Here is a 24,518-nt window from a genome sequence, read left to right as displayed (position 1 = left end):
CCGGTCATCCTGGCCCTTGCGGCCCGGTCTACCATTGTTCAGAGCAACACCACGTCGTACTGTTCCTGGGAGTACATGCTTTCCACCTGGAACTTGATCGAGCGACCGATAAAGGCCTCCAGGTCGGCGACATTGCCCGACTCCTCGTCGAGCAGACGATCGATCACCTTCTGATTGGCCAGCACCCGGTAGCCTTCCGCCTGGTAGGCCCGCGCCTCACGCAGGATCTCGCGGAATATCTCGTAGCAGACGGTCTCCGGCGTCTTCAGCTTGCCGCGTCCCTGACAGCACATGCAGGGTTCGCACAGCACCTGTTCGAGGCTTTCGCGGGTGCGCTTGCGGGTCATCTGCACCAGGCCGAGTTCGGTGATGCCGATGATGTTGGTCTTGGCGTGATCGCGCTCGAGCTGCTTCTCCAGCGTGCGCAGGACCTGGCGACGATGCTCCTCGTCCTCCATGTCGATGAAGTCGATGATGATGATGCCGCCCAGATTGCGCAGCCTGAGCTGGCGGGCAATGGCAGTGGCCGACTCGAGATTGGTCTTGAAAATGGTTTCTTCCAGCGTGCGATGACCGACGAATGCACCGGTGTTGACGTCGATGGTGGTCATCGCCTCGGCCGGATCGATGATCAGGTAACCGCCGGACTTGAGCATGACCTTGCGCTCCAGCGCCTTCTGGATCTCGTCCTCGACGCCATAGAGATCGAAGATCGGCCGCTCGCCCGGATAGTGTTCGAGGCGGTCGCCCAGCTCGGGCATGAGCTCGCCGACGAACTGGGTGACCTTCTGGAAATTCTCCCGCGAATCGATACGGATCTTCTCGATCCGCGGATTGACCAGATCACGCAGGGTCCGCATGGCCAGAGAGAGGTCTTCGTAGATTACCGTGGGCGCTTCGACGGTCTTGATCTGACTGGCGATCTGCTCCCACAGACGGCGCAGATAGCGGATATCCATGAGTATCTCGTCGCTGCCGGCCCCTTCAGCCGCGGTACGCAGGATGAAGCCACCGGCTTCCTGGATGCCCTCTGCCTCAACGCATTCGGCAACGACCTGCTTGAGCCGCTCGCGCTCGGCTTCATCTTCGATACGCAGGGAAATGCCGACATGGCTGGTGCGCGGCATGTACACCAGGTAGCGCGATGGGATCGACAGCTGCGTGGTCAGGCGCGCGCCCTTGGTGCCAATGGGGTCCTTGGTGACCTGCACCACCAGACTCTGGCCTTCGTGAACCAGGGCGTTGATCGGCTCGACCGCATTACCCTCGCGGGCGGAAATCTCGGAAGCATGGATGAACGCGGCGCGATCCAGCCCTATGTCGACGAACGCCGCCTGCATACCCGGCAGGACGCGCACCACCTTGCCTTTGTAGATGTTGCCGACGATGCCACGGCGCTGGGTGCGCTCGACATGCACCTCCTGCAGGACACCGTTCTCCACCACCGCCACCCGCGACTCCATGGGGGTGATGTTCATCAGGATTTCTTCGCTCATTGTTGTTCTCGGCGGTGGCTTGATGTGCAGCGCTAGCTGGTGGTTGAGTCGATTCTAACCGGCCTGTGCGCCGAAGCCACAGGCTCTAGCTTGAGCCTTTGGTCCAACGTGGAAATCCGAAGGCGTCGATCAGCTGCGCCGTTTCACATAACGGCAGGCCAACCACCGCCGAATAGCTGCCGTGCAACTGGCTGACGAACACCGCGCCCCAGCCCTGGATGGCGTAACCGCCCGCCTTGTCCGCCGGCTCTCCGCTATCCCAATAGCGTTCGGCTTCGGCTTCGTCGATGGTACGGAAGGTCACCTCGCTGATGACCACACGCACCTCGCAGGCACTTCGACTGGCCAGCGCGACGGCGGTCATGACCCGGTGCGTACGCCCGGATAACGCCGCCAGCATGGCGAGCCCGTCGGCACGGTCGGCAGGCTTGCCGAGAATATGCTGATCGAGCACCACGCTGGTGTCGGCACCCAGCACGCAGCCGTCGCGATCCCCCAGACTGACGAGCCCGGCGAGCGCCTTGTCGCGCGCAACGCGCTCGACATACGCCTCGGGCGACTCGGTTGGCGAGGGCGTTTCATCGACGGACACGCTGACGAGAGAAAACGGCACGCCGATCTGCGCGAGCAATTCGCGGCGGCGGGGTGATGCCGAGGCAAGAAACAGAGCGCCCATGGCAGTTCCTCAGACGGTAAAGCGACAGCGTCGCATATCCGGGGTACGTCGAGGAAGGCGCAGAGGACCGGCGTAAGGACTACGCCGGGCATGGATCAGAACTTGAAGTTGACCACCTGATCACCCTTGAGCGACAGCGTGCGCTTCTGGGTAATCCCACCGGAGGTGACCTGAATGTCATAGACACCGCTGTCGAGCACCAGCGAAACCGGCGTGGCGCCATGCTCCTGGTCGTTGATGCGGACCCGATCGTCGTACTTGTTGCTACGCACGATCAGCGAGTGGGTCTTGCTGTCGCATTGCTCGTAGGGCACATCGAGGATCGCGCACGGCATCATCTTCTTCGCCGTGATGGTCGCCTCGACGTTCATCTGCGCGTTGACGGTGCCGTCCAGGCTCATGCTTGCCTGGGCGAAATCGGTACGTGTGCGGTAACGGTACCAGGCGGTATCCAGGTCGACATGGGCAACCTGCTCGCGGATATCCTCGGCCAGCACACGCTGGTAGTTTTCCAGCACCCATTGCGACATCTGACCATCGTTGCGGTGCTCGGCCAGGCAGGCCGCGAGGCTCTTGCTGGCGGAACAGCGGAACGAAACCGACTGCTCGAAGCGAATGGTCTTGTCCAGCTTGCGGGCAATGGCCTGAATCTTCTTGCTGTTGCGCTCGCGAACCTCGGCCGCCAGCTGGGTCTTGAGACGATCGACGTCACGCGCGGCAAGCGAGAACTTCAGGTGCTGGCTGCCGAGATCCTTCTCCAGAGCTTCGACGCGTTCGCCAATGGCTTTCTCGGCTTCGGCACTACGTTTGTGCTCGTCCAGCAGCTCATCGAGACGCTTGCGCTCGGCGCTCTGACCGAGGAAGTCGTCGACCTCCAGGCGAATCAGCTTCTTGCTGTTGGCCAGCTGCAATCGCACGGCAGCGAGCTCGCTCTTCTCGGCTCGCAGCGCATCTTCAAGCTTCTGCTTTTCAAGGAGAATGGCGTCGAGCTCTGCAATCTTGCCGGCCAGCTGCTCGGCGCGAGGCGAATCGGCAGCGGACTCAGAGGGAGCGGTAACGGTGGAGAGCGTATCTGGGGCCGACAGCTTGGCCAACTGAGGGGCCTGCGGGGCGCTATCGGCCTGAGAGTAACCAGTGCTCATGACCAGCGTCATCAGCAGCGACCCTACCGCGCCGGCAGCCAGCACCGCACGGGCGCCACGAGAGCCTTGCGGCCTGGAAAAAATCGAACTGCCAGCTTCCATACTCATCGCCCGTGCTGTTGTGCTTATCGTCTTCTGAAGCAGAAACCAGTAATGGCGGAACGCCATAGCGGCAGCATGATTTCAGAATTGCTTTGGAGCAGCAAGGCGTAAGCCGTGCCCGGCGGCACAAACCCATACAAAAGATCAGATTTTTTCAGCGCAGAGTACGACGGACGAAATCGACCGGGCGTTGGTCAATACACCGCAAATCGCTGACGCAGCCCCTGCAACGCGACATAAACCCAAGGCCAGAGCAATGCGCTGACCGGCACAGGCGCCAGGAACAGCAGCGTCGGCGGCCGGTTGCCGGTCAGCGTATTGAGCCAGAGCTGCACCAACTGGGCGAGGCCGAGCACAACCAGCAGCACCATGCTCTGCTGCCAGAGCGGAAACATGCGCAGGCGCTGCTGCAGACTCAGCACCAGGAACGCGATCAGGATCAGCGGCAAGGCGCTCTGGCCGAACAGCGTGCCGGCCAGCACATCCTGTGCGAGCCCGAAACAGAACGCGGCGCCCAGCCCACCGCGATGCGGCAGAACCAACGACCAGAAGGCGATGACCAGTCCCAGCCACAACGGTCGCGCGATCTCCGCGCTGCCGGGCATGGGCGCGACGCTCAGCAGCAGCGCGAGCGTCAGACTGAACCAGATGACCCATCCATTATTCGGCCGCCCGCTGATCATTGCGCCTCCTCCGATACCGTTGTCGACGACGAAGCGGCGGGCGCCTGCTCGGAATCGCTCGTTTCAGCCCCCGCCTCAGCAGCGGGTGCAGGTGCGGCTGCCTCCGCGCCTTCGGCAGCGGCTTTCTGATCGGCATCGGCCTGGGCCTCGGCAGCGTCGGCGGCCCGCTCTTCCGGCGTCCGCGAATCGCTGAAGACCAGCATCAGATAGCGGCTGCGATTGAGCATGGCGGTCGGCACCGCACGTACGATGGCGAACGGCTGGCCGGAGCCGTGCACCACCTCGGTCACCTGCGCCACCGGATAGCCGCTAGGGAATCGCTGACCGAGCCCGGAACTGACCAGCAAATCTCCTGCTTTGACATCAGCCGTTTCGGCCACATGGCGCAGCTCGAGATAGTCCGGATTGCCGGTGCCCACGGCGATCGCACGCAGTCCGTTGCGGTTGACCTGCACCGGAATGCTATGGGTGACATCGGTCAGCAGCAGCACGCGCGCGGCATACGGCAGCACCTCGACGACCTGCCCCATCAGGCCGCTGGCATCGAGCACCGGCTGCCCCATGAAGACGCCGTCCTTCTCGCCCTTGTCGATCAGGATGCGATGGGTGAACGGGTTTGGGTCCAGTCCGATCAGTTCGGCGACGATGACCTTGTCATCCACCAGCGCCGCCGAGTTGAGCAACTCGCGCAGGCGCACGTTCTGCTCGGTGAGCATCGCCAGCTTCTGCAGGCGCCGCTGCATCAGCAGCGCCTCGGCCTTGAGCTTCTCGTTCTCGGCCATCAGGCTGCTGCTACTGGCGATCTGCTCGGTCGCACCTCTCCAGATCCGCACCGGCATGTCGGCGACCCAGTAGAACGGCGTCAGTACCAGCCCCATCTGGCTGCGTACCGTCTTCAGCGCGTCGAAGCGTGCATCCACCACCATCAGCACGACACAAAGCACGACGAACACCAGCAGGCGCACACCGAGCAAAGGTCCCTTGGCAAATAGCGGCTTGATTGCAACTACCTCACGAGTAAAAGCTTGAGACTAAACGCGACAAGCCGAAAGCCGGTGCGACCGGATCTTTCGGCTTGTCATGAGCACAGCGGCGCAGGCTCACTCCGTGGACAGCAGGTCCATGGCGTGACGATCCATCATCTCCAGCGCGCGACCACCGCCACGGGCGACGCAGGTCAGCGGCTCCTCGGCGACGATCACCGGCAGACCGGTCTCCTGGGCGAGCAGCTTGTCCAGATCACGCAGCAGCGCGCCGCCGCCAGTCAGTACCAAGCCGCGCTCGGCGATGTCGGAGGCCAGCTCCGGCGGAGATTGCTCCAGCGCGCTCTTGACCGCTTGAACGATGGTCGCCAGCGATTCCTGCAGGGCTTCGAGCACTTCGTTGGAATTCAGGGTGAAGCTGCGCGGCACGCCTTCGGCCAGGTTGCGGCCACGGACGTCCACTTCGCGGACCTCGCCGCCCGGGAAGGCGGTACCGATTTCCTGCTTGATGCGCTCGGCAGTGGATTCGCCGATCAGGCTGCCGTAGTTGCGACGCACGTAGGTCACGATGGATTCGTCGAAACGATCACCGCCGACTCGCACGGATTCGGCGTAGACCACGCCGTTGAGGGAGATCAGCGCGATCTCGGTGGTACCTCCACCGATGTCCACGACCATGGAGCCGCGGGCCTCGTCCACCGGCAGACCGGCACCGATCGCAGCGGCCATCGGTTCCTCGATCAGGAACACTTCGCGAGCACCGGCGCCGAGTGCGGACTCACGAATGGCACGACGCTCGACCTGGGTCGACTTGCAGGGCACGCAGATCAGCACGCGCGGGCTGGGCTGCAGGAAGCTGTTCTCGTGCACCTTGTTGATGAAGTACTGCAGCATCTTCTCGCAGACGCTGAAGTCGGCGATCACACCGTCCTTCATCGGACGGATCGCGTTGATGTTGCCCGGGGTACGGCCCAGCATGCGCTTGGCCTCGGTGCCGACGGCGACAACGCTCTTCTGGTTGCCGTGGCTACGAATGGCGACTACAGAGGGTTCGTCGAGAACAATGCCGCGATCGCGCACATAAATAAGGGTATTGGCAGTGCCCAGGTCGATCGACAGATCACTGGAAAACATGCCACGCAGTTTCTTGAACATGGGAAAAGGGCCCTGGGGCAAACGCGTGGGGAAAAAAGTGCCGCAAACTCTAACAATGGTGCGAAGTTAGGGCAAGGCGAGAGTCCGCCCGCGTGGCGCCAGAAATGAGGCATTGCGTGCCAGGTCGCATGACGGTGGTCGCCACTCATCCTAAGGCCGCGCACCGCGTCCACGCTACCGATAACCGCCTCGGGCATGTAAGATTGACGGCTTTTCCGGGCCAGAAAGCCCATTGCCGCGGCTCGTCCCGTGCTGCCATGCACCCCGTCCAGTCGACGGAAGGTGCAGTCCCGATTCGCTTTCCGCTGGAGATACCCGATGGCGCTTGAACGCACCGAGGTGGAGAAGATCGCTCATCTGGCCCGCCTGGGCCTGTCTGAAGCCGACCTGCCCCGCACCACCGAGACCCTCAACAATATCCTCGGCCTGATCGACCGCATGCAGGCGGTCGACACCACTGGTATCGAGCCGCTGGCCCACCCGCTGGAAACCACCCAGCGCCTGCGTGCCGATGCAGTCACCGAGAGCAACCAGCGTGATGCCTACCAGGCCATCGCACCCGCCGTGGAAGAAGGCCTCTATCTGGTTCCGCGAGTGATCGAGTGATGATGAAGGATTCCGACATGCACAACCTGACGCTTGCCGAGATCGCCCGCAACCTCGCCGAGAAGCACTTCTCCGCCGAGGAACTGACGCGCACCCTGCTGGCCCGCATCGAGCAGCTCGACCCGCAGCTCAACGCGTTTATCAGCGTGACCGACGAGCTTGCCCTCGCACAGGCCAAGGCCGCCGACGCGCGTCGCGCCGCCGGCGAGAACGGCGCCCTGCTCGGCGCACCGATCGGCCACAAGGACCTGTTCTGCACCCAGGGCATCCGCACCAGCTGCGGCTCGAAGATTCTCGACAACTTCAATGCGCCCTACGATGCCACCGTGGTGGAACGGCTCGCAGCTGCCGGCACGGTTACCCTCGGCAAGCTGAACATGGACGAATTCGCCATGGGCTCGGCCAACGAGTCGAGCTATTACGGCGCGGTGAAGAACCCCTGGGACCTGACCCGAGTACCGGGCGGCTCCTCCGGCGGTTCCGCCGCGGCCATCGCCGCACGACTGTTGCCTGCCGCGACCGGCACCGACACCGGCGGTTCGATCCGCCAGCCGGCTGCGCTGACCAACCTCACTGGCCTCAAGCCGACCTACGGCCGGGTATCGCGCTGGGGCATGGTCGCCTACGCATCGAGTCTCGATCAGGGCGGCCCGATGGCACGCACGGCCGAAGACTGCGCGCTGCTGCTGTCGGCAATGGCCGGTTTCGACGCCAAGGACTCCACCAGCGTCGACCAGCCGCTGGACGATTACCTCGCCGCGCTGAGCCAGCCGCTCGCCGGTCTGCGCATCGGCCTGCCGAAGGAGTACTTCGGCGCCGGCCTCGATCCGAAGATCGCTGACGCCGTCATGGCATCCGTCGAGGAACTGAAGAAGCTCGGCGCCACGGTCAAGGAAATCAGCCTGCCGAACATGCAGCATGCGATTCCTTCCTACTACGTGATCGCGCCAGCCGAGGCCTCTTCCAACCTCTCGCGTTTCGATGGCGTACGCTTCGGCTATCGCTGCGAAAACCCGGTCGACCTCACCGACCTCTACAAGCGCTCGCGCGCCGAAGGCTTCGGTGACGAGGTCAAGCGGCGCATCATGGTCGGCACCTACGCGCTGTCCGCCGGTTACTACGATGCCTACTACCTCAAGGCGCAGAAAATCCGCCGCCTGATCAAGCAGGACTTCGTCGCTGCCTTCGAGCAGGTCGACGTGATCCTCGGCCCGACCACGCCGAACCTGGCCTGGAAGCTGGGCGAGAAGAACGCCGATCCGGTTTCGGCCTATCTGGAAGACATCTACACCATCACCGCCAACCTGGCGGGCATTCCGGGCCTGTCGATGCCGGCCGGCTTCATTGATGGCTTGCCGGTGGGTGTGCAACTGCTGGCGCCGTACTTCCAGGAAGCGCGCCTGCTCAATGTGGCGCACCAGTATCAACAAGTCACCGATTGGCACATGCGCGCCCCGGCCGGATTCTGAGGAGATTGAAGATGCAATGGGAAACCGTGATCGGGCTGGAGATCCACGCACAGCTCGCGACCCAGTCGAAGATCTTTTCCGGCAGCGCCACCACCTTCGGCGCCGAGCCCAACACCCAGGCCAGCCTGGTCGACCTCGGCATGCCCGGCACCCTGCCGGTGCTCAATGCTGAAGCCGTGCGCATGGCCTGCAAGTTCGGCCTGGCGATCGATGCCGAGATCGCGCCGAAGAACGTCTTCGCGCGCAAGAACTACTTCTACCCCGACCTGCCCAAGGGCTACCAGACCAGCCAGATGGACCATCCCATCGTCGGCAAGGGCTATCTGGACATTACCCTGGAAGACGGCAGCACGCGGCGCATCGGCATCACCCGCGCGCACCTGGAAGAGGACGCCGGCAAGAGCCTGCACGAAGACTTCCACGGCATGAGCGGCATCGACCTCAACCGCGCCGGCACCCCGCTGCTGGAGATCGTCTCCGAGCCGGACATCCGTTCGGCCAAGGAAGCGGTCGCCTACGTCAAGGCGATGCATTCGCTGGTGCGCTACCTGGGCATCTGCGACGGCAATATGGCCGAAGGCTCGCTGCGCTGCGACTGCAACGTCTCGGTGCGGCCGAAAGGCCAGACCGAGTTCGGCACCCGCGCCGAAATCAAGAACGTCAACTCGTTCCGCTTTATCGAAAAAGCCATCAACCACGAAGTGCAGCGGCAGATCGAGCTGATCGAGGACGGCGGCAAGGTGGTGCAGGAAACCCGCCTGTACGACCCGAACAAGGACGAGACGCGCTCCATGCGCAGCAAGGAAGAAGCCAACGACTACCGCTACTTCCCCTGCCCCGACCTGCTACCGGTGGTGATCGAGCAGAGCTTCCTCGACGAAGTCCGCGCCAGCCTGCCGGAACTGCCGGTGCAGAAGCGCGAGCGCTTCGAGCGCGAGTTTGGCCTGTCCGCCTACGACGCCAGCGTGCTCTCTGCCAGCCGCGAACTGGCCGACTACTTCGAACAGGTCAACAGCACCTGCGGCGACGCCAAGCTGGCCGCCAACTGGGTGATGGGCGAGCTGTCCAGCCTGCTCAACAAGGAAGGCCTGGAGATCGAGCAGTCACCGGTTAGCGCCGAGCAGCTGGGCGGCATGATCCTGCGCATCAAGGACGACACCATCAGCGGCAAGATCGCCAAGATGGTCTTCGAGGCCATGGCCGCCGGCGAAGGCTCGGCTGACGAGATCATCGAGAAGAAGGGCCTCAAGCAGGTCACTGATTCCGGCGCCATCGAGTCGATGCTGGACGAAGTGCTGGCAGCGAATGCCGAGCAGGTCGAACAGTACCGCGCCAGCGACGAAGCCAAGCGTGGCAAGATGTTCGGCTTCTTCGTCGGCCAGGCGATGAAGGCTTCCAAGGGCAAGGCCAACCCTGGCCAGGTGAACCAACTGCTGAAGAAAAAACTCGAAGGCTAAGCTGAGCGATGGCCCTCCGCGGTTGCCCCTGCTGCAACCGCGGACATCGCTGCATCACCGCTCCCGGCATCGCCACAACGTCACGACACCTGCCGCGGGCCATCGCCGACTCAGCGATCGACCCAACGGAAGGATTGTTCATGCGCCTGACACGCTTCACCGCCCTATTGTTGCTGGCCTTGCTGGTCAGCGGCTGCGCAGATCGCCAGCCGGCTCAACCCGCCAAGGCACCACCGACCACGCAAGAGCGCTTCAGCCAGAGCGGCAAGGCCTCCTATTACGCGCGGATGCATCACGGCCAGCGCACCGCCAACGGCGAAACCCATGATCAGAACGCGCTGGTGGCCGCTCATCGCAGCCTGCCTTTCGGCACGCGGGTGCGGGTCACCAACGAGCAGAACGGCAAGCAGGTGGTGGTACGTATCAACGACCGCGGACCATTTCGCCGCGGCCGCATCATCGACCTTTCCCGCGCCGCGGCGGCACAACTGGACATGCTCAAGACCGGCGTGATCCGCGTGCGTATCGAAACCCTCCCATGAAGGAACAGGCACCTGCAGTGATGTCACAGAGCACAGACTGCGCTACCCCAGCCAAGGGAGCGCCCGCATGTCGCTGATTACCTTTGGCTACCTCATCAGCGGCCTGGTACTGCTCGTCGTCGGTGCCGAAGCGCTGGTACGCGGCGCGGCCAAACTGGCCAGCCGCTTCGGCATTCCGCCCCTGATCATCGGATTGACGGTGGTGGCCTTCGGCACCAGCGCCCCGGAAACAGCCGTCAGCGTGCAGGCGTCGCTGAATGGCAGCGGTGACATCGCAGTAGGCAACGTGATCGGCAGCAACATCGCGAACATCCTGCTGATTCTCGGCATTTCCGCACTGATCGCACCGCTGGTGGTATCCCGGCAACTGATCCGCCTCGATGTGCCAGTGATGATCGGCGCCGGCCTGCTCTGCTATGGACTGGCCTGGAACGGCAGCATCAGCCGACTGGACGGTACCCTGCTGCTCGTTACCCTGATTGGTTACACGCTGTTTCTGGTCCTCGCCAGCAAGCGGGACAAGCCGGGACCAGGCGTCGATGAATTCGACACCGAGTTCGGCCCGGACGCTGGCGACAAGCCTTATGCCTGGGTGCTCCAGCTGCTGCTGATCCTGCTCGGCCTGGGGCTGCTGGTGGGAGGCTCGAATCTGCTGATCGAAGGTGCCGTTGGCCTTGCGCGCGCGCTCGGTCTTTCCGAGCTGGTCATCGGCCTGACGGTGGTTGCGGTCGGCACCTCGATGCCGGAGCTGGCGACCTCGGTGCTGGCGGTCATCAAGGGGGAGCGCGACATTGCTGTCGGCAATGTGGTGGGCAGCTGCATCTTCAACCTGCTGCTGGTACTCGGCGCCGGCGCCGCGGTGGCCGCGGAAGGCCTGTCCATTTCCCCCAATGCGCAGTCCTTCGACTTCCCGGTAATGCTGGCCGTGTTCGTCGCCTGCCTGCCGATTTTCTTTTCCGGGTATTGCATCCGGCGCTGGGAAGGGCTGATGTTTTTCGCCTATTACCTGGCCTACACCCTGTATCTGGTGATGTTCGCCACCGGCCTGGGTGCCATCGAGCTGCTGCGCGACGCGATGCTCTGGTTCGCGTTCCCCTTGACGGCCGTCACGCTTTTGGTGATCTTCCTGCGCGCCTGGCAACACCAGCGCTGAAACACCCACTTTCTGGATTTTTTGCGGAGCGCCCCATCGTGACCCTGATGACCTTTGTCTACCTCATAGCCGGCCTGGTGCTGCTCGTTGCCGGCGCGGAGGTCCTGGTGCGAGGTGCAGCCAAACTCGCCGCCCAGTTCGGCATCTCCCCACTGGTCATTGGCCTCACCGTGGTCGCCTTCGGCACCAGCGCGCCGGAGACGGCCGTCAGCGTGCAGGCCGCACTCAATGGCAGCGGTGACATCGCGATCGGTAACGTCGTGGGCAGCAACATCGCCAACGTGCTGCTGATTCTCGGCATGACCGCACTGGTCGCACCACTGGTGGTATCGCGTCAACTGATCCGTCTGGACGTGCCGATCATGATCGGCGCCAGCCTCGTGACCTTCGGCCTAGCCTGGGACGGAGAACTCAGCCGTATCGACGGTGCACTGCTGTTCACCGCGGTGGTGGTCTACACGCTGTTCCTGATCATAAGCAGTCGCCGCGAAAAAGCTGCGGAAGTCGACGACGAGTTTGCCAAGGAGTTCGGCCTGGATGAGCCGGCCAAGCCGCATGCTGGGCTGATCAACGCTGGCCTGGTGATCGCAGGCCTGGTGTTGCTGGTGGTGGGCTCCAATTTCCTCGTCGAGGGCGCCGTGGCCCTGGCCCGGGCGCTCGGCCTATCGGAGTTGGTCATTGGCCTGACCGTGATCGCCATCGGCACCTCACTGCCAGAACTGGCCACCTCGATCATGGCGGCCTTTCGCGGCGAGCGCGATATCGCCGTCGGCAACATCGTTGGCAGCAACATCTTCAACCTGCTCTGCGTACTCGGCCTGGCCTCGCTGGTGTCGCCGCAGGCGATCGGTGTGTCTTCGAACGCGCTAGCCTTTGATTTCCCGGTGATGATCGCGGTAGCGGTAGCCTGCCTGCCGATTTTCTTCGCCGGCTACTGCATCAAGCGCTGGGAAGGCGCCCTGTTCGTCGCCTATTACGTGGCTTACACCCTGTACCTGGTGCTGACCAGTACCGGCCGCCCGTTCGCGGAAACCTTTGGCGACGCCATGCTGGGCTATGCACTGCCGCTGACCGCGATCACGCTGCTGGTCATCGCCGGCCGCGCCTGGAAAACCCAGCGCTGACAACAGGACGAACCACCGGCGGGCCTGGCTGGCCCGCCTTCACTCAGCCCTCACGGACCTGAGGCCGCGGCAACTCGAACACCTGGGCACTCTCCTCTTCGTCGCCCATGCGGTTGAGGGTCCCGTCGACCACCGCGCCGTTCTCCATGCTCAACTGGCGATAGCGGATGTTCCCGCGCACGCGGGCGTTGGAATGCAGTTCGAGCAGATGCTCGACCACCAAATCGCCGACGATGGTGCCGTCGATCAGCGCATCGTAACTGCTCACGTTGCCCTCGATTCTTCCCTCGGCACTCAGCGCCAGCAAGCTGTGTGTGCCCGGCTTGTGGCAGACATCGCCGCGCACTTCACCGCTGACCTTCAACCCTTCTTCGAAGGTCACGTCCCCGATCAGGGACAGGTTGCCGGAGATCAGGCTGGAAAACTGATCGATGGTGACGCGAGGTACCGACTTCTTCTTGTTGAACATCATCTACTCCAAAAAAGTTAACGGGCCTTCTTCTGCTGACGGAAGAACGCCAGATCGGTCTGCAGCCGCTCGACCTGCGCTGAGAGAGTGGCTATACGCCTTAGCAATTGCTCTTCGGTGGCCTGGATTTCCTGGCGCTTCAACCGACTCTGCCCAAGCGCGGCCCTGAGTGCCTGGCTGTCCTGCGTCAGCGCCTCGACCTGCCGTGCATGAGCCACCTGCTCGTGGTTGCGCAGGTACAGCAGCGCGCCGATCACACAGAGCAGCCCAAAGATCAGCCAACGTCCGCTGCGCGCGCTGCGCGCGGCTTGCAGTCGGTGCTCGGCGCGTAGCAACTCGCGCGTGGAAGGGCGTTTAGTCCTCAGCCAGGCCATCGCTGTCACGCTCCAGATCACCCAGGGCCAGGAACCGCTGCGGGTCGACGAAGCGCCCCTTGTGCAGCACCTCGAAATGCAGATGAGGACCAGTGGATCGGCCTGTCGAACCCACCGCGCCGATACGCTGTGCCGGCGTGACGACCTCACCCTGGCGAACATCCAGTCGCGACAGATGGGCATAGCGCGTGACCAGGCGATTGCCATGGTCGATCTCCACCAGTTTGCCGTAGGCACCTCGGTAGCCGGCGAAGCGCACCCGGCCTCCCGCCGCAGCGACCACGTCGGAGCCGCTGCGCAATGCGAAGTCCACCCCGGAATGGAACGCCAGTTTCTTGCGGAAGGGGTCGACGCGATTGCCGAATGCCGAGCCCAGCCGTGCCTCGCCCACCGGTCGCCGTGACGGAATCGCCATGAGCGCCGCGTTGCGCTCGGCCACTTGTTGCATCAGCCCGTCCAGCATCACCCGCATGCAGCGCGCAGAGGTCTCGCTGCGCTGCAGGTCGGCAAGGCTCAGCCGCTCGGCATCGATCAGCAGCTCCCCCGAACAGCCCCGAGGCGGCAACAGCGCACCGCCCTGCCCTGCGCTGTCCGTGCGTGCCGGCACCAGCACGGGCAACAGCGTCGGGTCCAGCGCCGACAGCTGGCCATGCAGAACACGCTGTTGATCCATCAGCTGCTGCAGGGCGAGCAGATCGGATTCGAGAGTTTTCAACCGGCCGACCACCTCGCCGACCCGGGCGATGGCAAAGCGGTCCTCATCCTCGACGGGTACATCACCCTGATGCGTGGCCAGGTTCGGCGTGCGCAGATCGCTGCCAAGCCAGACACCGCCGGCAAAGCTTCCCAGGCTCAGCACCAGCAACAGCGCAAAACCCGGAACCGCAAGGCGCCGCAGGTTCACCACGCGTATGTCGTCACGCGTCAGCGAGCGGCTCGAAGGTGCGAAAAATGCCATGAGAGATTCCCTAGAACACGGAGCGGCCGCCTCGCCAGGCAAGCCGTTGAACGTCCAGGGCAATTTGACGCAAACGCACTTTTTTTTCTGAGGCCTGATGACCGATTACGACCATCGCGCCGCGATTCTTAAGCTGAGAGCCGCATTGGCGACGAACGGCGCGGCGAATTGCAGCCAAGGTCTCGACTAGATCCAGCCCAGCCAGCCCAGCAGAAACAGCCCGGCGTTGATGCTCAGCGCTGCCATCAGCGTCGTGATGACAATGATGGTCGCGGCCAGCTGATGATTGGAGTTGACCGCGCGCGCCATGACGAAACTCGCCGCCGCCGTTGGGCTGGCAAAGTAGAGAAAAAGGATACCCAGCTCCGCATCGCGAAAGCCGTAGGCCCAGGCACCCAGGGTCGCGAGTGCCGGCAGCCAGACCATCTTCATCAGACTCGAACTGAGCGCACTGCCGCTGCTCTTGCGCAACGCATCCAATGACAGCGTGGCGCCGATGCAGATGAGCGCCAGTGGCAAGGTCATCTGCGCAAAGTACTGGCCCGAGGTCATCAGCCAGCCCGGCAAGTCAATCTGCCAATAGGCGAAGGGAACGGCCGCGACCACACCAATGATCAGTGGATTACGCAGGATGCTAAGCAAAATTTCCTTCGGGCCGACCTGTCCATCCGGGCTGTAGATGGCGAGCACCATCGCCGAGAGGCTGTTGTAGACCAGAATCACCACCCCGGCGAGCACACCGCCAACCGACAGGCCGTAGTCACCGTAGAGGCTGCTGGCCAGCGCCAGACCGACGATGCCGTTGTTGCCACGAAAAGCGCCCTGCACGTATACGCCGCGATCGGATGCTGGGCAACGCCACAAGGCCCAGACCCAGGCCACGATGAATGTCGCAATTGTGGCAAGCACGAAATAGAGCAGCAGTGCCGGCTGCAGCGCCGCTGTCAGATCGGCCTTGATGATGGAGATGAACAGCAGCGTCGGCATGGTGCCCCTGAACACCAGCGCCGAAGCCGTATACACGAACGCAGCGTCGATCCAGCCGAGGCGCTTGAGCGCGACACCGAGAAACAACATGGCAAACACCGGCGCAGTGACGCTCAGGGTTTGCAGTACGAGGGGGAGCATGGAAGACGCCTGCAACTACAAAGCTCGCAAGCATAAAGCATGCGTTACGCGAGGGCTCGGGCGTCGTGTGATGACAACGCCGCCCCCGCGAGACGATGACGCCGGTTAGCGTCGCACCGGACGTTTCTGTAGCTTGCGCTGCAAGGTCCGTCGATGCATGCCCAGGGCACGGGCGGTAGCGGAGATGTTGCCGTCGTGCTCACTGAGCACCCGCTGGATATGCTCCCACTGCAGGCGATCGACCGACATGGGATTTTCCGGCACCAGGCTGTCGAGATCGGCATGCTGCGACAACAATGCCGCGAGCACGTCGTCGGCATCGGCAGGCTTGCACAGGTAATTGCAGGCGCCGCGCTTGATCGCTTCCACCGCTGTGGCGATGCTCGAGTAACCGGTCAGGATCAACACCCGCATTTCGGGGTCCAGCTCGAGCAACTTGGGCAGCAGCACCAGGCCCGAATCGCCTTCCATCTTAAGGTCGAGCACTGCGTAGTCAGGAATATCCTGCTTGGCCAGGGCCAGGCCCTCCTCAGCAGAACCAGCAATGCTGACCTGCAGGCCCCGGCGACTCATGGCGCGCGCCATTACCCGGGTGAACGTCGGATCGTCATCCACCAACAGCAGGTGAGGTTGTTCTTCACCCTCTTGCTGCAACTCGTCGGTCATCTGTGCATTCCTCGCATTGGTCACGATCAGGATCAGGCGCGTACCGAACCATGCGGTAGGCGCAGTTCGGTCAGTGTGCCACCTTCTTCGTGATTGTAGAGCTTCACCGTGCCGCCGGCGCGGGTGACGCTGGCCTGACTGAGAAACAGACCAAGGCCGAAACCCTTGCCCTTGGTCGTGATGAAGGGTCTGCCGATCTGCTCGGCGATGGCCAGCGGAACACCGGCGCCGTGGTCACGGATGGTCAGCTTGATCCACTGCGGATCCCAGTCCAGGCGTATTTCCAGATCCTCGGGACTGGCATCGGTGGCGTTGTTCAACAGATTGAGCAGCGACTGGCTGAGGTCAGCCGGCGGCATCAGCTTCGGCGCACTGCCAAGGCCGACGCACTGGAAGCGGAATGTTGCCTCTGGACGCATCAGGTGCCAGCGCTGCAGGACCGAGTCGACCCATTCGCGTGCGGTCTGCTCGACGACCGCCTGGCGCCGGTCTGCCTCGGCGGCGCGGACCAGCTGACGCAGGCTCTCCTTGCAGAGCTGGACTTGCGACTGCAGCAGGCCGAGATCCTCGCTCAGCTGCGGGTCCTTGTATTCCTGGCGCAACTCCTTGAGCAGCACGCTCATGGTTGCCAGCGGCGTGCCCAGTTCATGAGCGGCGCCAGCGGCCTGGGTGGCCACGGCGAGCAGTTGCTGGTCACGCATGCTCTCCTCGCGGCGCTGGGCCTGCTGCTGTTCCTGTCGGCGCAGCTGTTCGGCCATGCGCGCGACGAAGAAAGTGATCAGCGCGGCCGCCAGCGCGAAACTCAGCCACATGCCGTAAACCTGCAGCGTCGCCCGCTCGAAGGGTGGCAGGGTGAGCGGGTCGTACCAGACCAGCATCAGCGTGTAACCCAGCAGCGCCAGGCCGGAAAGCACGATGGAATAAAGCCACGGCAGGGTTGCCGCAGCGATGGTCAGCGGCACCAGGTAGTAGGAAACGAACGGATTGGTCGAGCCGCCGGAGTAGTACAGCAGCGCGCTGTGGATCATCAGGTCGCAGCCCAGATGCACGGCGTATTCCAGCTCGGTGACGGGCCACGGGCCGCGCAAACGCAGTGCCGTACCCAGACAGAGCACCGCCGACACGGCTAGCGTGATACCCAGCGCCAGCCAAGGCAGCGTCAGCATCTGCGTCGCGTAGGCCACGCCCACGGCGCCGGACTGTGCAGCCAGCACCACGATGCGAATAAGGGTCAGAAGCCGAAGGTTCTGCCGGCTGGCAGATAGCAGCGGGACGGATGTGTACATGGAGTCTCCAGGAATTCGGCGGAGTATAACCAAGCCGTCTGGCGGCCAAACCGAAATGCGGCAACTCGACGCACGGGCAGCTGCATACATTCACCGGCGCAGGTAGAGTCTTGCGCTATCGCACCGGCCGGTGCACATGCCAAGGATCCGTTATGCAGCCAACTCTCTTCCGCAGCGCAGCCCTCATGGCGCTGATCACCAGCCTCGTCAGCCTGCCCGCCATGGCCGAGGAACCACGCTACAACCAGGTCGCCCTGCGCGCCGAGGTCAGCAGCGAAGTGGCCCATGACCGCATGCACGTCACGCTCTACAGCGAAGCACAACACAACGACCCCGCCCAGCTCGCGGCAGAGACCACCCGCGCGCTGAACCAGGCGCTGCAGACCGCTCGGCAGAGCAAGGATGTGATCGTCAGCCAGGGCAGCCGCAACAGCTATCCAGTCTATGACGACAAGGGCCAGCAGATCTCCGGCTGGCGGGAGCGTGCCGAGCTGCGCCTGGAGAGCGGCAACTTTGCCAGCCTGTCGAAGCTGACCGCCGAGCTGATGAAGAGCCTGAAGATGAGCAGCATGCACTTCAGTGTCTCCGACCCGATCCGCAAGCAGAACGAGGATGCCCTGCTCAAGGAGGCGGTCGCCGCGTTCCAGGCGCGCGCCCAACTCGCGACCGAGGCGCTCGGCGGCAGCGGTTACAAGCTGGTGAGCCTCAACCTCAACGGCGGCGGATTTCAACCTGTCATGCGCAGCAGCGCGATGAAGATGGACATGATGGAATCGGCACCCATCCCCGAAATCGAAGCGGGCACTCGCCAGGTCACGATCAACGCCGACGGCGTCATCGAAGTTCAGATGCCGTGACCGAAACTGACCGTTCGGACCACTTCTAAATATTCGCTTACAAATACCCAGCCCGCGCTGTGCAAGGGCTGGCAACCGATTTGACGACCCAGATGAGAAACTAATGCAGTAAATTCTAAATTCTCGTTTACGAATGATTATCATGCGGGCACTAAAGAGACGGCTACAAGGAGCCCGCATGTCTATCCCCTTCGCACGTACCGCCCTGTCCTGCGCCATGATCGGCTGCAGCTGGACGGCTCTCGCCCAGAACGCGCCTGTCACGCTCAACGACACGGTCGTCAGCGCCTCCGGCTTCGAACAGAAGATCACCGAAGCACCGGCCAGCATCAGCGTCATCAGCCGTGAAGACCTGCAGCAGAAGCGCTACAACAACCTGGCGCAGGCACTGGGCGACGTGGAAGGCATCGATATCGGCCAGGGCACCGGCAAGACCGGCGGGCTCAACATCAGCATTCGCGGCATGCCCAGCCAGTACACCCTGATCCTCATCGACGGCCGTCGACAGAACGCCGCAGGCAATGTCACGCCAAACGGCTTCAACGAAACCTCCACCAGCTTCATGCCGCCGCTGTCGGCCATCGAGCGCATCGAAGTGATCCGTGGCCCGATGTCGACGCTCTACGGCTCCGACGCCATGGGCGGGGTAATCAACATCATCACCCGCAAGGTCGGCAAGGAGTGGACCGGCTCGGTGACACAGGATTACACCTATCAGCAAGATCGCGACTTCGGCGACACCCGCAACACCAGTGTCTACGCCAGTGGTCCGCTGATCGACGGTCTGCTCGGCCTGCAGGTTCGCGGCAGCCTGTTCGATCGCCAGGAGTCGGATCTGAGTTACGGCAATGGCATTGATGTCAGCAAGCGCGGTCCCTCGCCCGTCGACGGTCGCAACCAGAACATCGGCGCCCGCCTGGCCCTGACCCCGCATCAGGACCATGACTTCGCGCTGGATATCGAGCGTGGACGGCAGGCATACAACAACGACGAATGCCAGCTCGGCACCCTCGACGGCTTGAACAGGGCTTGCACCGCGCCGGCTAGTGCCGCGAACGGCTATGACGACGAGCTTCGCTTCGAGCGCGAACAGATCGCCCTGACCCACACCGGCCGCCTCGGCTTCGGCACGCTGGATTCCAGCCTGATGCACAACACCACCGAAACCTTCGGCCGGACCATTCCCGGCACCATCGGTGCGCCGACCGCCGTACCCGGGGCAATCGGCGGCGACGATCGCGAGCTGGAAACCACCAACCTGGTCTTCGACACCAAGCTGGTTGCCCCGATCGGCAAATCGCACATCGCCACCGTAGGCGGCCAATGGTGGAAAGCCGAAATGACCGATGGCATCGCCCAGACGGAATTCGAGCAGAAGACCTGGGCACTGTTTGCCGAAGATGAGTGGCGCCTGCGCGATGATCTGGCCCTGACCCTGGGCGCCCGCTATGACGACCACGAGTCCTTTGGTGGACATGTCAGCCCGAGGGCTTACCTGGTCTGGAACACCACCGACAACTGGACCCTCAAGGGCGGCATCAGCAAGGGCTACAAGACGCCGGACCTGAACGACCTGCACGGCGGCATCAATGGCGTAACCGGCCAGGGCTCCATCATCACCATCGGCAACCCGGACCTGGACCCCGAAACGACCGCCAGTACCGAGATCGGTGCCTATTTCGACAGCCTGACCGGCTTCAGCGCCAACGCCACGCTGTTCCACAACAAGTTCAAGGACAAGATCGCCAGCGGCGACCCGATCACCGATCCACTGTGCGCAGGCAACAACAACGGCACCTGCTCGCAGCAGATCAACGTCGACGAAGCGGTGACCCGTGGCCTGGAGCTGGCTGGCAGCTGGCAGTTCGCACCAGCCTGGAAACTGAGCGCCAACTACACCTACACCGACAGCGAGCAGAAGAGTGGCGATAACCAGGGAGAGCCGCTGACCAACACGCCCGAACACCTGGCCAACGCCAAACTCGACTGGCAGACCACCGACCGTCTGGGCCTGTGGCTGAAGAGCGAGTACCGCGGTGAGCGCGCGCGCTTCACCTCCAGCTACGAGAATCTCGCTAACGCCAACGGCAGCTACTCCACCAGCCAGTCGATCTACGACACGCTGGGCAAGAACGCCAAGGCATACACGCTGTTTCACCTGGGCGGGTCGTATCGGGCTACGGAGAACCTGACGCTCAACGCGACGATCTACAACCTCTTCGACAAGGACTTCGTCGACGGCAAGGCCTACACCACCTATTCCAATGGCGGGAGCGCAAACGGCACGGCCTACGGCACCGACTACAGCCACTCCGGCGCCGCCACCACCGGTATCGTGGAAGAAGGCCGCCGCCTGTGGCTGTCAGCCAACCTGACCTTCTGACCTGAAGGCGACACAACAGAGCCGGGATCATCCCGGCTCTGTTGTTTCTCGCCCATACGGATCATGAAAAACGCGAATGTATGCTGTTTGTAAATCTTTAGCATCGCCGCGTCAGTCGCCCTAGAATTCGCCCACCCTCCCATACGCCAAGGACCACCATGCATATCTGGCTCGGCACTCTGCGCCAATGGCACTGGATCAGCTCCGCGCTGTGCCTGGTCGGCATGCTGCTGTTTGCGGTCACCGGCATCACGCTGAACCACGCCGGGCAAATCGAGAGCAAACCGCTGGTGGACACTCGCGAAGGGCAGCTGCCCGAGCGGCTGCTCAACCGTCTGCAGGCCGACACTCCGGAGGACGGACTGCCAGCTGACCTGCAGCGATGGCTGGAACAGACCCTGGACGTGCAGCTGACCGGTCGCGAAGCCGAGTGGAGCGATGGCGAACTCTACGTCGCCCTGCCCCGTCCTGGCGGCGATGCCTGGCTGAGTCTGAGCCTGGAAAGCGGCGAGCTGGAATACGAGTTGACCGATCGCGGCTGGATCGCCTACTTCAACGACCTGCACAAAGGCCGTCACAGCGGCGAAGCCTGGAGCTGGTTCATCGATCTGTTTGCCGTTGCCTGTGTGGTGTTCAGCCTCACCGGCCTGCTGCTCCTGCAACGCCATGCCGGCAATCGCCCCGGCACCTGGCCACTGGTTGGCCTGGGGCTGGTGATTCCGCTGCTACTGGCGCTGCTCTTCATTCATTAAGGACTGCTCATGCGTAAACGCCTGTTGTTCCCCCTCGCCCTTCTTAGCGCCCCGCTATACGCGGCGGACCTGCAGCTGGACGTGGAAATCCCCCGCCTGGATGTCGCCGAGTACCACCGCCCCTATGTCGCCATCTGGCTCGAGCGCCCGGACCAGAGCCACGTTGCCAATCTGGCGGTGTGGTACGACACCAAGCTCAAGGACAAGGAAGGTGAAAAGTGGCTCAAGGATCTGCGCCAGTGGTGGCGCCGTAGCGGCCGCAGCCTGGAAATGCCGGTTGATGGCGTCAGCGGCGCCACCCGTGCCGTGGGCAGCCACAGCCTGAAGTTCTCTGACAAGCAGGCGCCGTTCAAAACGCTGGAGGCCGGCGAGTACCGCGTGGTGGTCGAAGCGGCCCGAGAGGTCGGCGGCCGCGAGCTGCTGCGCGTCCCATTCAGCTGGCCGCCCCAGCAGAACGCCGAACATCAAGCCCAGGGCAAGAGTGAGCTGGGCGCCATCAATCTCACGCTGACCCCATGAACAGGAAGCACGCCATGAAACCCGCCATCAAATGGACCGCCCTGGCCCTCGCCGTCTGCCTGCCGCTTTCGGCCCAGGCCCACCGCGCCTGGATGCTGCCTTCGGCCACCGTGCTCTCGGGTGACGAGCCTTGGATCACCGTCGACGCCGCGGTTTCCAACGACCTGTTCTATTTCGAACACGTGCCGATGCGCCTCAAGGGTATCGGCGAGGCAGCCCAGGCGCCGGCAGGTGGCCCGCCCGGCATGCGCGGGCGGCCGGTTCCGGAGCTGCAGGTCATCGCCCCGGATGGCTCCAAGGTCGCGGTACAGAACGGCGCCATCGGCCGCTACCGCAGTACCTTCGATGTGCAGCTGAGCCAGAAAGGCACCTACAAGCTGGCGGTCGCCAACAACGGCCTGTTCGCCAGCTGGAAGGAAAACGGCCAGATGCGCCGCTGGATGGGCACCCCGGAAAGCTTCGCCAAGGACGTCCCGGCCAAGGCCGAAGGTCTCAAGGTCAGCCAGACCAGCAACCGCATGGAAGTGTTCGTGACCTCCGGTGCGCCCAGCACTGACGTACTCGCGCCCAGCGGCCAGGGCCTGGAACTCAAGCCCGTCACCCACCCCAACGACCTGTTCGCCGGCGAAGCGGCGGAGTTCGTCTTTCTGCTCGATGGCAAGCCGGCCGCGGATGTCGAGATCAGCGTGATCCCGGGCGGCAACCGCTACCGCGACCAACTGGGGGAGATCAGGACGAAAACCGACAAGGCCGGTAAGGCCAGCATCACCTGGCCGGAAGCTGGCATGTACTGGCTGGAAGCCGAGCTCACTACCGACAAGGGCGTCAGCAAGCCGGCCACCGAGCGCCGCGCCAGCTACAGCGCCACGCTGGAAGTGCTGGCGCCCTGACGCCAGCCCGCTGCCTGAGCACTGACGCTCAGGCAGCGCGCTACCGCATTCCCCGCAACGAGTCCGCCTCTTGCCCAGACCTTTCCAATCCGTCCGGCGCCTGTCGCCGCTGCTCGGCTGTCTCGCGGTCGCTGCGCTGCTGCTGTGGTGGCAGCCGTCGCGAGCGATCAGCGCTGCCGTGGTCGTCCTCGTCTATCTGGCCATGTCGCTGTATTGCTGGCGTGGACAGCTACCCCGCAAAGCAGCATCTACCGACGCGACCTCGGCGCTTGTGGTGACCTATGCCAGCCAGGGCGGGCAAGCCCGGCTCTATGCCGAACGCAGTGCTGAGCAGCTTCGCGAAGCTGGCCTGAACGTGCAACTGCTGCCGCTGAATGCGCTGGAGCCGAGCCGGCTGCCAGCGCGGCGCATCCTGTTCGTCGTCAGCACCTATGGCGAAGGCGAGGCGCCGGACGACGGCGCGCGTTTCGAGCGGCGCCTGAGCACGGCAAACCTGCAGCTGCAGGACCTCGAGTATGCCGTGCTGGCCTTCGGTGATCGCCAGTACCGCCATTTCTGTGCGTTCGGCCAGCGTCTGGATGAACGAATGCGCCAATGCGGCGCCACGCCGTTGTTCGATCGCCTGGAGGCTGACCGAGCCGATCCCGGCGTACTGCGCCACTGGCAACAACAGCTGGCCCAGCTGAGCGGCAACAGTGATTTCAGCGACTGGCTGCCGGCGCCCTATCGGCAATGGCAGCTCACCGAGCGCCGCTGCCTCAACCCCGGCAGTGCCGGCGGGCCAGTGCAGCATCTGACGCTCGTGCCAGTCGACGATCAGCAACGCTGGCGCGCCGGCGATATCGTCGAGGTCGGCCCGCAGCACGAACTGGCCCGCATGGAACGCTTGCTGCAGCAGCTGGATCACGACCCGCAGCAGCGGGTGGATGGACAGCGTCTGGCAAGCCAGCTGGCCGGATTACGCCTGCCGGACCTCGACGTGTTGCGCACGCTCGACCTGCCCGCCTTGCTGGCCCTGCCGCCCTTGCCGCACCGCGAATACTCCATCGCCTCGATACCCGCGGACGGCGCCGTGCAGCTGGTGGTGCGCGAAGCTCGTCATCCGGACGGCACGCTCGGCCTCGGCTCCGGCTGGCTGTGCCGTCACGCGGCGATTGGCGAGCGGATCGCCCTGCGCATCCGCAGCAACCCCGGTTTTCATGGGCCCTCGGTCGATACACCGCTGATCCTGATCGGCAACGGCACCGGGATCGCCGGATTGCGCGCGCACCTGCGCGAACGCGCAGCCGCTCCCCAAGGCTCACGCAGCTGGCTGCTGTTCGGCGAACGCAACGCCGCCCACGACTTCTTCTTTCGAGACGAACTGCAGCATTGGCTCGACAGCGGCCTGCTGGAGCGGCTGGACCTGGCGTTCTCTCGCGACCAGCCGGAGAAGCGCTATGTGCAGCAAGTCTTGCGGGACGCGGCCGACGACCTGCGCCGCTGGATCGACCAGGGCGCGGCGATCTACGTTTGCGGCAGCCTGGAAGGCATGGGGCAGGAAGTGCAGCAGATCCTGCTCGGTCTGCTCGGCCAGGCGCGGCTGGAACAGCTGAGCGAGCAGGGACGCTATCGCCGCGACCTGTATTGATGTCCGCCATAACGACAA

At 63.6% G+C, this 24,518-nt stretch carries 24 protein-coding genes; 12 read left to right on the top strand and 12 right to left on the bottom strand.

The window, feature by feature from the left end:
• Window positions 1-38 precede the first annotated feature (38 nt).
• The 6 genes from rng to mreB all read right to left on the bottom strand — a co-directional run bounded on the left by rng (window position 39) and on the right by mreB (window position 6,237).
• A complete protein-coding gene (gene rng / locus RT582_RS06140) occupies window positions 39-1,496 on the bottom strand; it encodes a ribonuclease G (protein WP_003302857.1) in 1,458 nt (485 codons plus the stop codon).
• Window positions 1,497-1,581: 85 nt separating this feature from the next.
• Window positions 1,582-2,172: a Maf family protein gene (locus tag RT582_RS06135; protein ID WP_042922827.1), complete on the bottom strand. Its 591-nt coding sequence runs from the start codon at window positions 2,170-2,172 to the stop codon at window positions 1,582-1,584.
• Between the two features lie 95 nt (window positions 2,173-2,267).
• Window positions 2,268-3,416 carry a PEGA domain-containing protein gene (locus tag RT582_RS06130; protein WP_313476963.1) on the bottom strand — a complete coding sequence of 383 codons (1,149 nt, stop codon included), beginning with the start codon at window positions 3,414-3,416 and terminating at the stop codon, window positions 2,268-2,270.
• A 194-nt stretch (window positions 3,417-3,610) separates the two neighbouring features.
• Complete coding sequence (gene mreD / locus RT582_RS06125) at window positions 3,611-4,099, bottom strand: rod shape-determining protein MreD (protein WP_313476941.1); 489 nt, start codon at window positions 4,097-4,099, stop codon at window positions 3,611-3,613.
• On the bottom strand, window positions 4,096-5,073 hold the full coding sequence (mreC, locus tag RT582_RS06120) for a rod shape-determining protein MreC (protein ID WP_042922824.1): 978 nt from the start codon (window positions 5,071-5,073) through the stop codon (window positions 4,096-4,098). The genes mreD and mreC overlap by 4 nt, the downstream gene beginning before the upstream one ends.
• Window positions 5,074-5,199: 126 nt before the next feature.
• A complete protein-coding gene (gene mreB / locus RT582_RS06115) occupies window positions 5,200-6,237 on the bottom strand; it encodes a rod shape-determining protein MreB (protein WP_003302863.1) in 1,038 nt (345 codons plus the stop codon).
• 318 nt (window positions 6,238-6,555) lie between these two features.
• Between mreB and gatC the strand changes: the two genes are divergently transcribed.
• The 6 genes from gatC to RT582_RS06085 all read left to right on the top strand — a co-directional run bounded on the left by gatC (window position 6,556) and on the right by RT582_RS06085 (window position 12,588).
• Window positions 6,556-6,843 (top strand): Asp-tRNA(Asn)/Glu-tRNA(Gln) amidotransferase subunit GatC, encoded by a 288-nt coding sequence (gatC, locus tag RT582_RS06110; RefSeq protein WP_014821398.1) that lies wholly within the window; start codon window positions 6,556-6,558, stop codon window positions 6,841-6,843.
• Window positions 6,844-6,860: 17 nt separating this feature from the next.
• A complete protein-coding gene (gene gatA / locus RT582_RS06105; protein WP_104098660.1) occupies window positions 6,861-8,312 on the top strand; it encodes an Asp-tRNA(Asn)/Glu-tRNA(Gln) amidotransferase subunit GatA in 1,452 nt (483 codons plus the stop codon).
• An 11-nt stretch (window positions 8,313-8,323) separates the two neighbouring features.
• Window positions 8,324-9,769, top strand: coding sequence for an Asp-tRNA(Asn)/Glu-tRNA(Gln) amidotransferase subunit GatB (gene gatB / locus RT582_RS06100; RefSeq protein ID WP_278398090.1), 1,446 nt, complete (start codon window positions 8,324-8,326; stop codon window positions 9,767-9,769).
• 140 nt (window positions 9,770-9,909) lie between these two features.
• Window positions 9,910-10,311 (top strand): septal ring lytic transglycosylase RlpA family protein, encoded by a 402-nt coding sequence (locus RT582_RS06095; protein WP_014821401.1) that lies wholly within the window; start codon window positions 9,910-9,912, stop codon window positions 10,309-10,311.
• A gap of 67 nt (window positions 10,312-10,378) precedes the next feature.
• Window positions 10,379-11,464: a calcium/sodium antiporter gene (locus tag RT582_RS06090; protein ID WP_313476940.1), complete on the top strand. Its 1,086-nt coding sequence runs from the start codon at window positions 10,379-10,381 to the stop codon at window positions 11,462-11,464.
• Between the two features lie 38 nt (window positions 11,465-11,502).
• A complete protein-coding gene (locus RT582_RS06085; RefSeq protein ID WP_014821403.1) occupies window positions 11,503-12,588 on the top strand; it encodes a calcium/sodium antiporter in 1,086 nt (361 codons plus the stop codon).
• A gap of 43 nt (window positions 12,589-12,631) precedes the next feature.
• Here RT582_RS06085 and RT582_RS06080 read toward each other — a convergent pair whose 3' ends face one another.
• From RT582_RS06080 to RT582_RS06055, 6 genes are all read right to left on the bottom strand, one after another.
• Window positions 12,632-13,057, bottom strand: coding sequence for a bactofilin family protein (locus RT582_RS06080; RefSeq protein WP_221102825.1), 426 nt, complete (start codon window positions 13,055-13,057; stop codon window positions 12,632-12,634).
• A gap of 17 nt (window positions 13,058-13,074) precedes the next feature.
• Window positions 13,075-13,431 carry a hypothetical protein gene (locus RT582_RS06075; protein WP_014821405.1) on the bottom strand — a complete coding sequence of 119 codons (357 nt, stop codon included), beginning with the start codon at window positions 13,429-13,431 and terminating at the stop codon, window positions 13,075-13,077.
• The gene (locus RT582_RS06070; protein ID WP_313476939.1) at window positions 13,412-14,389 is read right to left on the bottom strand and encodes a M23 family metallopeptidase; all 978 of its coding nucleotides are present in this window, start codon (window positions 14,387-14,389) and stop codon (window positions 13,412-13,414) included. Before RT582_RS06070 ends, RT582_RS06075 begins: the two co-directional genes overlap by 20 nt.
• Window positions 14,390-14,575: 186 nt before the next feature.
• On the bottom strand, window positions 14,576-15,517 hold the full coding sequence (locus RT582_RS06065; protein WP_023445931.1) for an AEC family transporter: 942 nt from the start codon (window positions 15,515-15,517) through the stop codon (window positions 14,576-14,578).
• Between the two features lie 105 nt (window positions 15,518-15,622).
• A complete protein-coding gene (locus tag RT582_RS06060; protein ID WP_014821408.1) occupies window positions 15,623-16,183 on the bottom strand; it encodes a response regulator transcription factor in 561 nt (186 codons plus the stop codon).
• 32 nt (window positions 16,184-16,215) lie between these two features.
• Window positions 16,216-17,469: an ATP-binding protein gene (locus RT582_RS06055; RefSeq protein WP_003302234.1), complete on the bottom strand. Its 1,254-nt coding sequence runs from the start codon at window positions 17,467-17,469 to the stop codon at window positions 16,216-16,218.
• Between the two features lie 152 nt (window positions 17,470-17,621).
• Here RT582_RS06055 and RT582_RS06050 point away from each other — a divergent pair, with 152 nt between their 5' ends.
• From RT582_RS06050 to RT582_RS06025, 6 genes are all read left to right on the top strand, one after another.
• Window positions 17,622-18,326 (top strand): SIMPL domain-containing protein, encoded by a 705-nt coding sequence (locus RT582_RS06050; RefSeq protein WP_023445933.1) that lies wholly within the window; start codon window positions 17,622-17,624, stop codon window positions 18,324-18,326.
• A 178-nt stretch (window positions 18,327-18,504) separates the two neighbouring features.
• Window positions 18,505-20,709 (top strand): TonB-dependent receptor domain-containing protein, encoded by a 2,205-nt coding sequence (locus RT582_RS06045; RefSeq protein ID WP_313476938.1) that lies wholly within the window; start codon window positions 18,505-18,507, stop codon window positions 20,707-20,709.
• A 158-nt stretch (window positions 20,710-20,867) separates the two neighbouring features.
• On the top strand, window positions 20,868-21,461 hold the full coding sequence (locus RT582_RS06040) for a PepSY-associated TM helix domain-containing protein (protein ID WP_313476937.1): 594 nt from the start codon (window positions 20,868-20,870) through the stop codon (window positions 21,459-21,461).
• 9 nt (window positions 21,462-21,470) lie between these two features.
• Window positions 21,471-21,980 carry a DUF2271 domain-containing protein gene (locus RT582_RS06035; protein ID WP_023445936.1) on the top strand — a complete coding sequence of 170 codons (510 nt, stop codon included), beginning with the start codon at window positions 21,471-21,473 and terminating at the stop codon, window positions 21,978-21,980.
• A gap of 14 nt (window positions 21,981-21,994) precedes the next feature.
• Entirely contained in the window at window positions 21,995-22,870 is an 876-nt protein-coding gene (locus RT582_RS06030) for a DUF4198 domain-containing protein (protein ID WP_313476936.1), read from the top strand.
• Window positions 22,871-22,940: 70 nt separating this feature from the next.
• The gene (locus tag RT582_RS06025) at window positions 22,941-24,500 is read left to right on the top strand and encodes a sulfite reductase subunit alpha (RefSeq protein ID WP_313476935.1); all 1,560 of its coding nucleotides are present in this window, start codon (window positions 22,941-22,943) and stop codon (window positions 24,498-24,500) included.
• The last annotated feature ends 18 nt before the right edge of the window (window positions 24,501-24,518 follow it).

This window comes from Stutzerimonas kunmingensis (assembly GCF_032106285.1).
In the GTDB taxonomy this organism is placed as follows: Bacteria; Pseudomonadota; Gammaproteobacteria; order Pseudomonadales; family Pseudomonadaceae; genus Stutzerimonas; species Stutzerimonas kunmingensis_B.
This window is presented reverse-complemented; position numbering and strand designations above follow the sequence as displayed.

Coding starts and splice junctions, on each gene's coding strand:
- rng (WP_003302857.1), bottom strand. CDS start 1,496: ATGAGCGAAGAAATCCTGATGAACATCACCCCCATGGAGTCGCGGGTG.
- gatB (WP_278398090.1), top strand. CDS start 8,324: ATGCAATGGGAAACCGTGATCGGGCTGGAGATCCACGCACAGCTCGCG.
- RT582_RS06045 (WP_313476938.1), top strand. CDS start 18,505: ATGTCTATCCCCTTCGCACGTACCGCCCTGTCCTGCGCCATGATCGGC.
- RT582_RS06075 (WP_014821405.1), bottom strand. CDS start 13,431: ATGGCCTGGCTGAGGACTAAACGCCCTTCCACGCGCGAGTTGCTACGC.
- RT582_RS06090 (WP_313476940.1), top strand. CDS start 10,379: ATGTCGCTGATTACCTTTGGCTACCTCATCAGCGGCCTGGTACTGCTC.
- RT582_RS06070 (WP_313476939.1), bottom strand. CDS start 14,389: ATGGCATTTTTCGCACCTTCGAGCCGCTCGCTGACGCGTGACGACATA.
- RT582_RS06050 (WP_023445933.1), top strand. CDS start 17,622: ATGCAGCCAACTCTCTTCCGCAGCGCAGCCCTCATGGCGCTGATCACC.
- RT582_RS06060 (WP_014821408.1), bottom strand. CDS start 16,183: ATGACCGACGAGTTGCAGCAAGAGGGTGAAGAACAACCTCACCTGCTG.
- RT582_RS06040 (WP_313476937.1), top strand. CDS start 20,868: ATGCATATCTGGCTCGGCACTCTGCGCCAATGGCACTGGATCAGCTCC.
- mreD (WP_313476941.1), bottom strand. CDS start 4,099: ATGATCAGCGGGCGGCCGAATAATGGATGGGTCATCTGGTTCAGTCTG.
- RT582_RS06065 (WP_023445931.1), bottom strand. CDS start 15,517: ATGCTCCCCCTCGTACTGCAAACCCTGAGCGTCACTGCGCCGGTGTTT.
- RT582_RS06030 (WP_313476936.1), top strand. CDS start 21,995: ATGAAACCCGCCATCAAATGGACCGCCCTGGCCCTCGCCGTCTGCCTG.
- RT582_RS06130 (WP_313476963.1), bottom strand. CDS start 3,416: ATGGAAGCTGGCAGTTCGATTTTTTCCAGGCCGCAAGGCTCTCGTGGC.
- RT582_RS06055 (WP_003302234.1), bottom strand. CDS start 17,469: ATGTACACATCCGTCCCGCTGCTATCTGCCAGCCGGCAGAACCTTCGG.
- RT582_RS06035 (WP_023445936.1), top strand. CDS start 21,471: ATGCGTAAACGCCTGTTGTTCCCCCTCGCCCTTCTTAGCGCCCCGCTA.
- RT582_RS06095 (WP_014821401.1), top strand. CDS start 9,910: ATGCGCCTGACACGCTTCACCGCCCTATTGTTGCTGGCCTTGCTGGTC.
- gatC (WP_014821398.1), top strand. CDS start 6,556: ATGGCGCTTGAACGCACCGAGGTGGAGAAGATCGCTCATCTGGCCCGC.
- RT582_RS06080 (WP_221102825.1), bottom strand. CDS start 13,057: ATGTTCAACAAGAAGAAGTCGGTACCTCGCGTCACCATCGATCAGTTT.
- gatA (WP_104098660.1), top strand. CDS start 6,861: ATGCACAACCTGACGCTTGCCGAGATCGCCCGCAACCTCGCCGAGAAG.
- mreB (WP_003302863.1), bottom strand. CDS start 6,237: ATGTTCAAGAAACTGCGTGGCATGTTTTCCAGTGATCTGTCGATCGAC.
- RT582_RS06135 (WP_042922827.1), bottom strand. CDS start 2,172: ATGGGCGCTCTGTTTCTTGCCTCGGCATCACCCCGCCGCCGCGAATTG.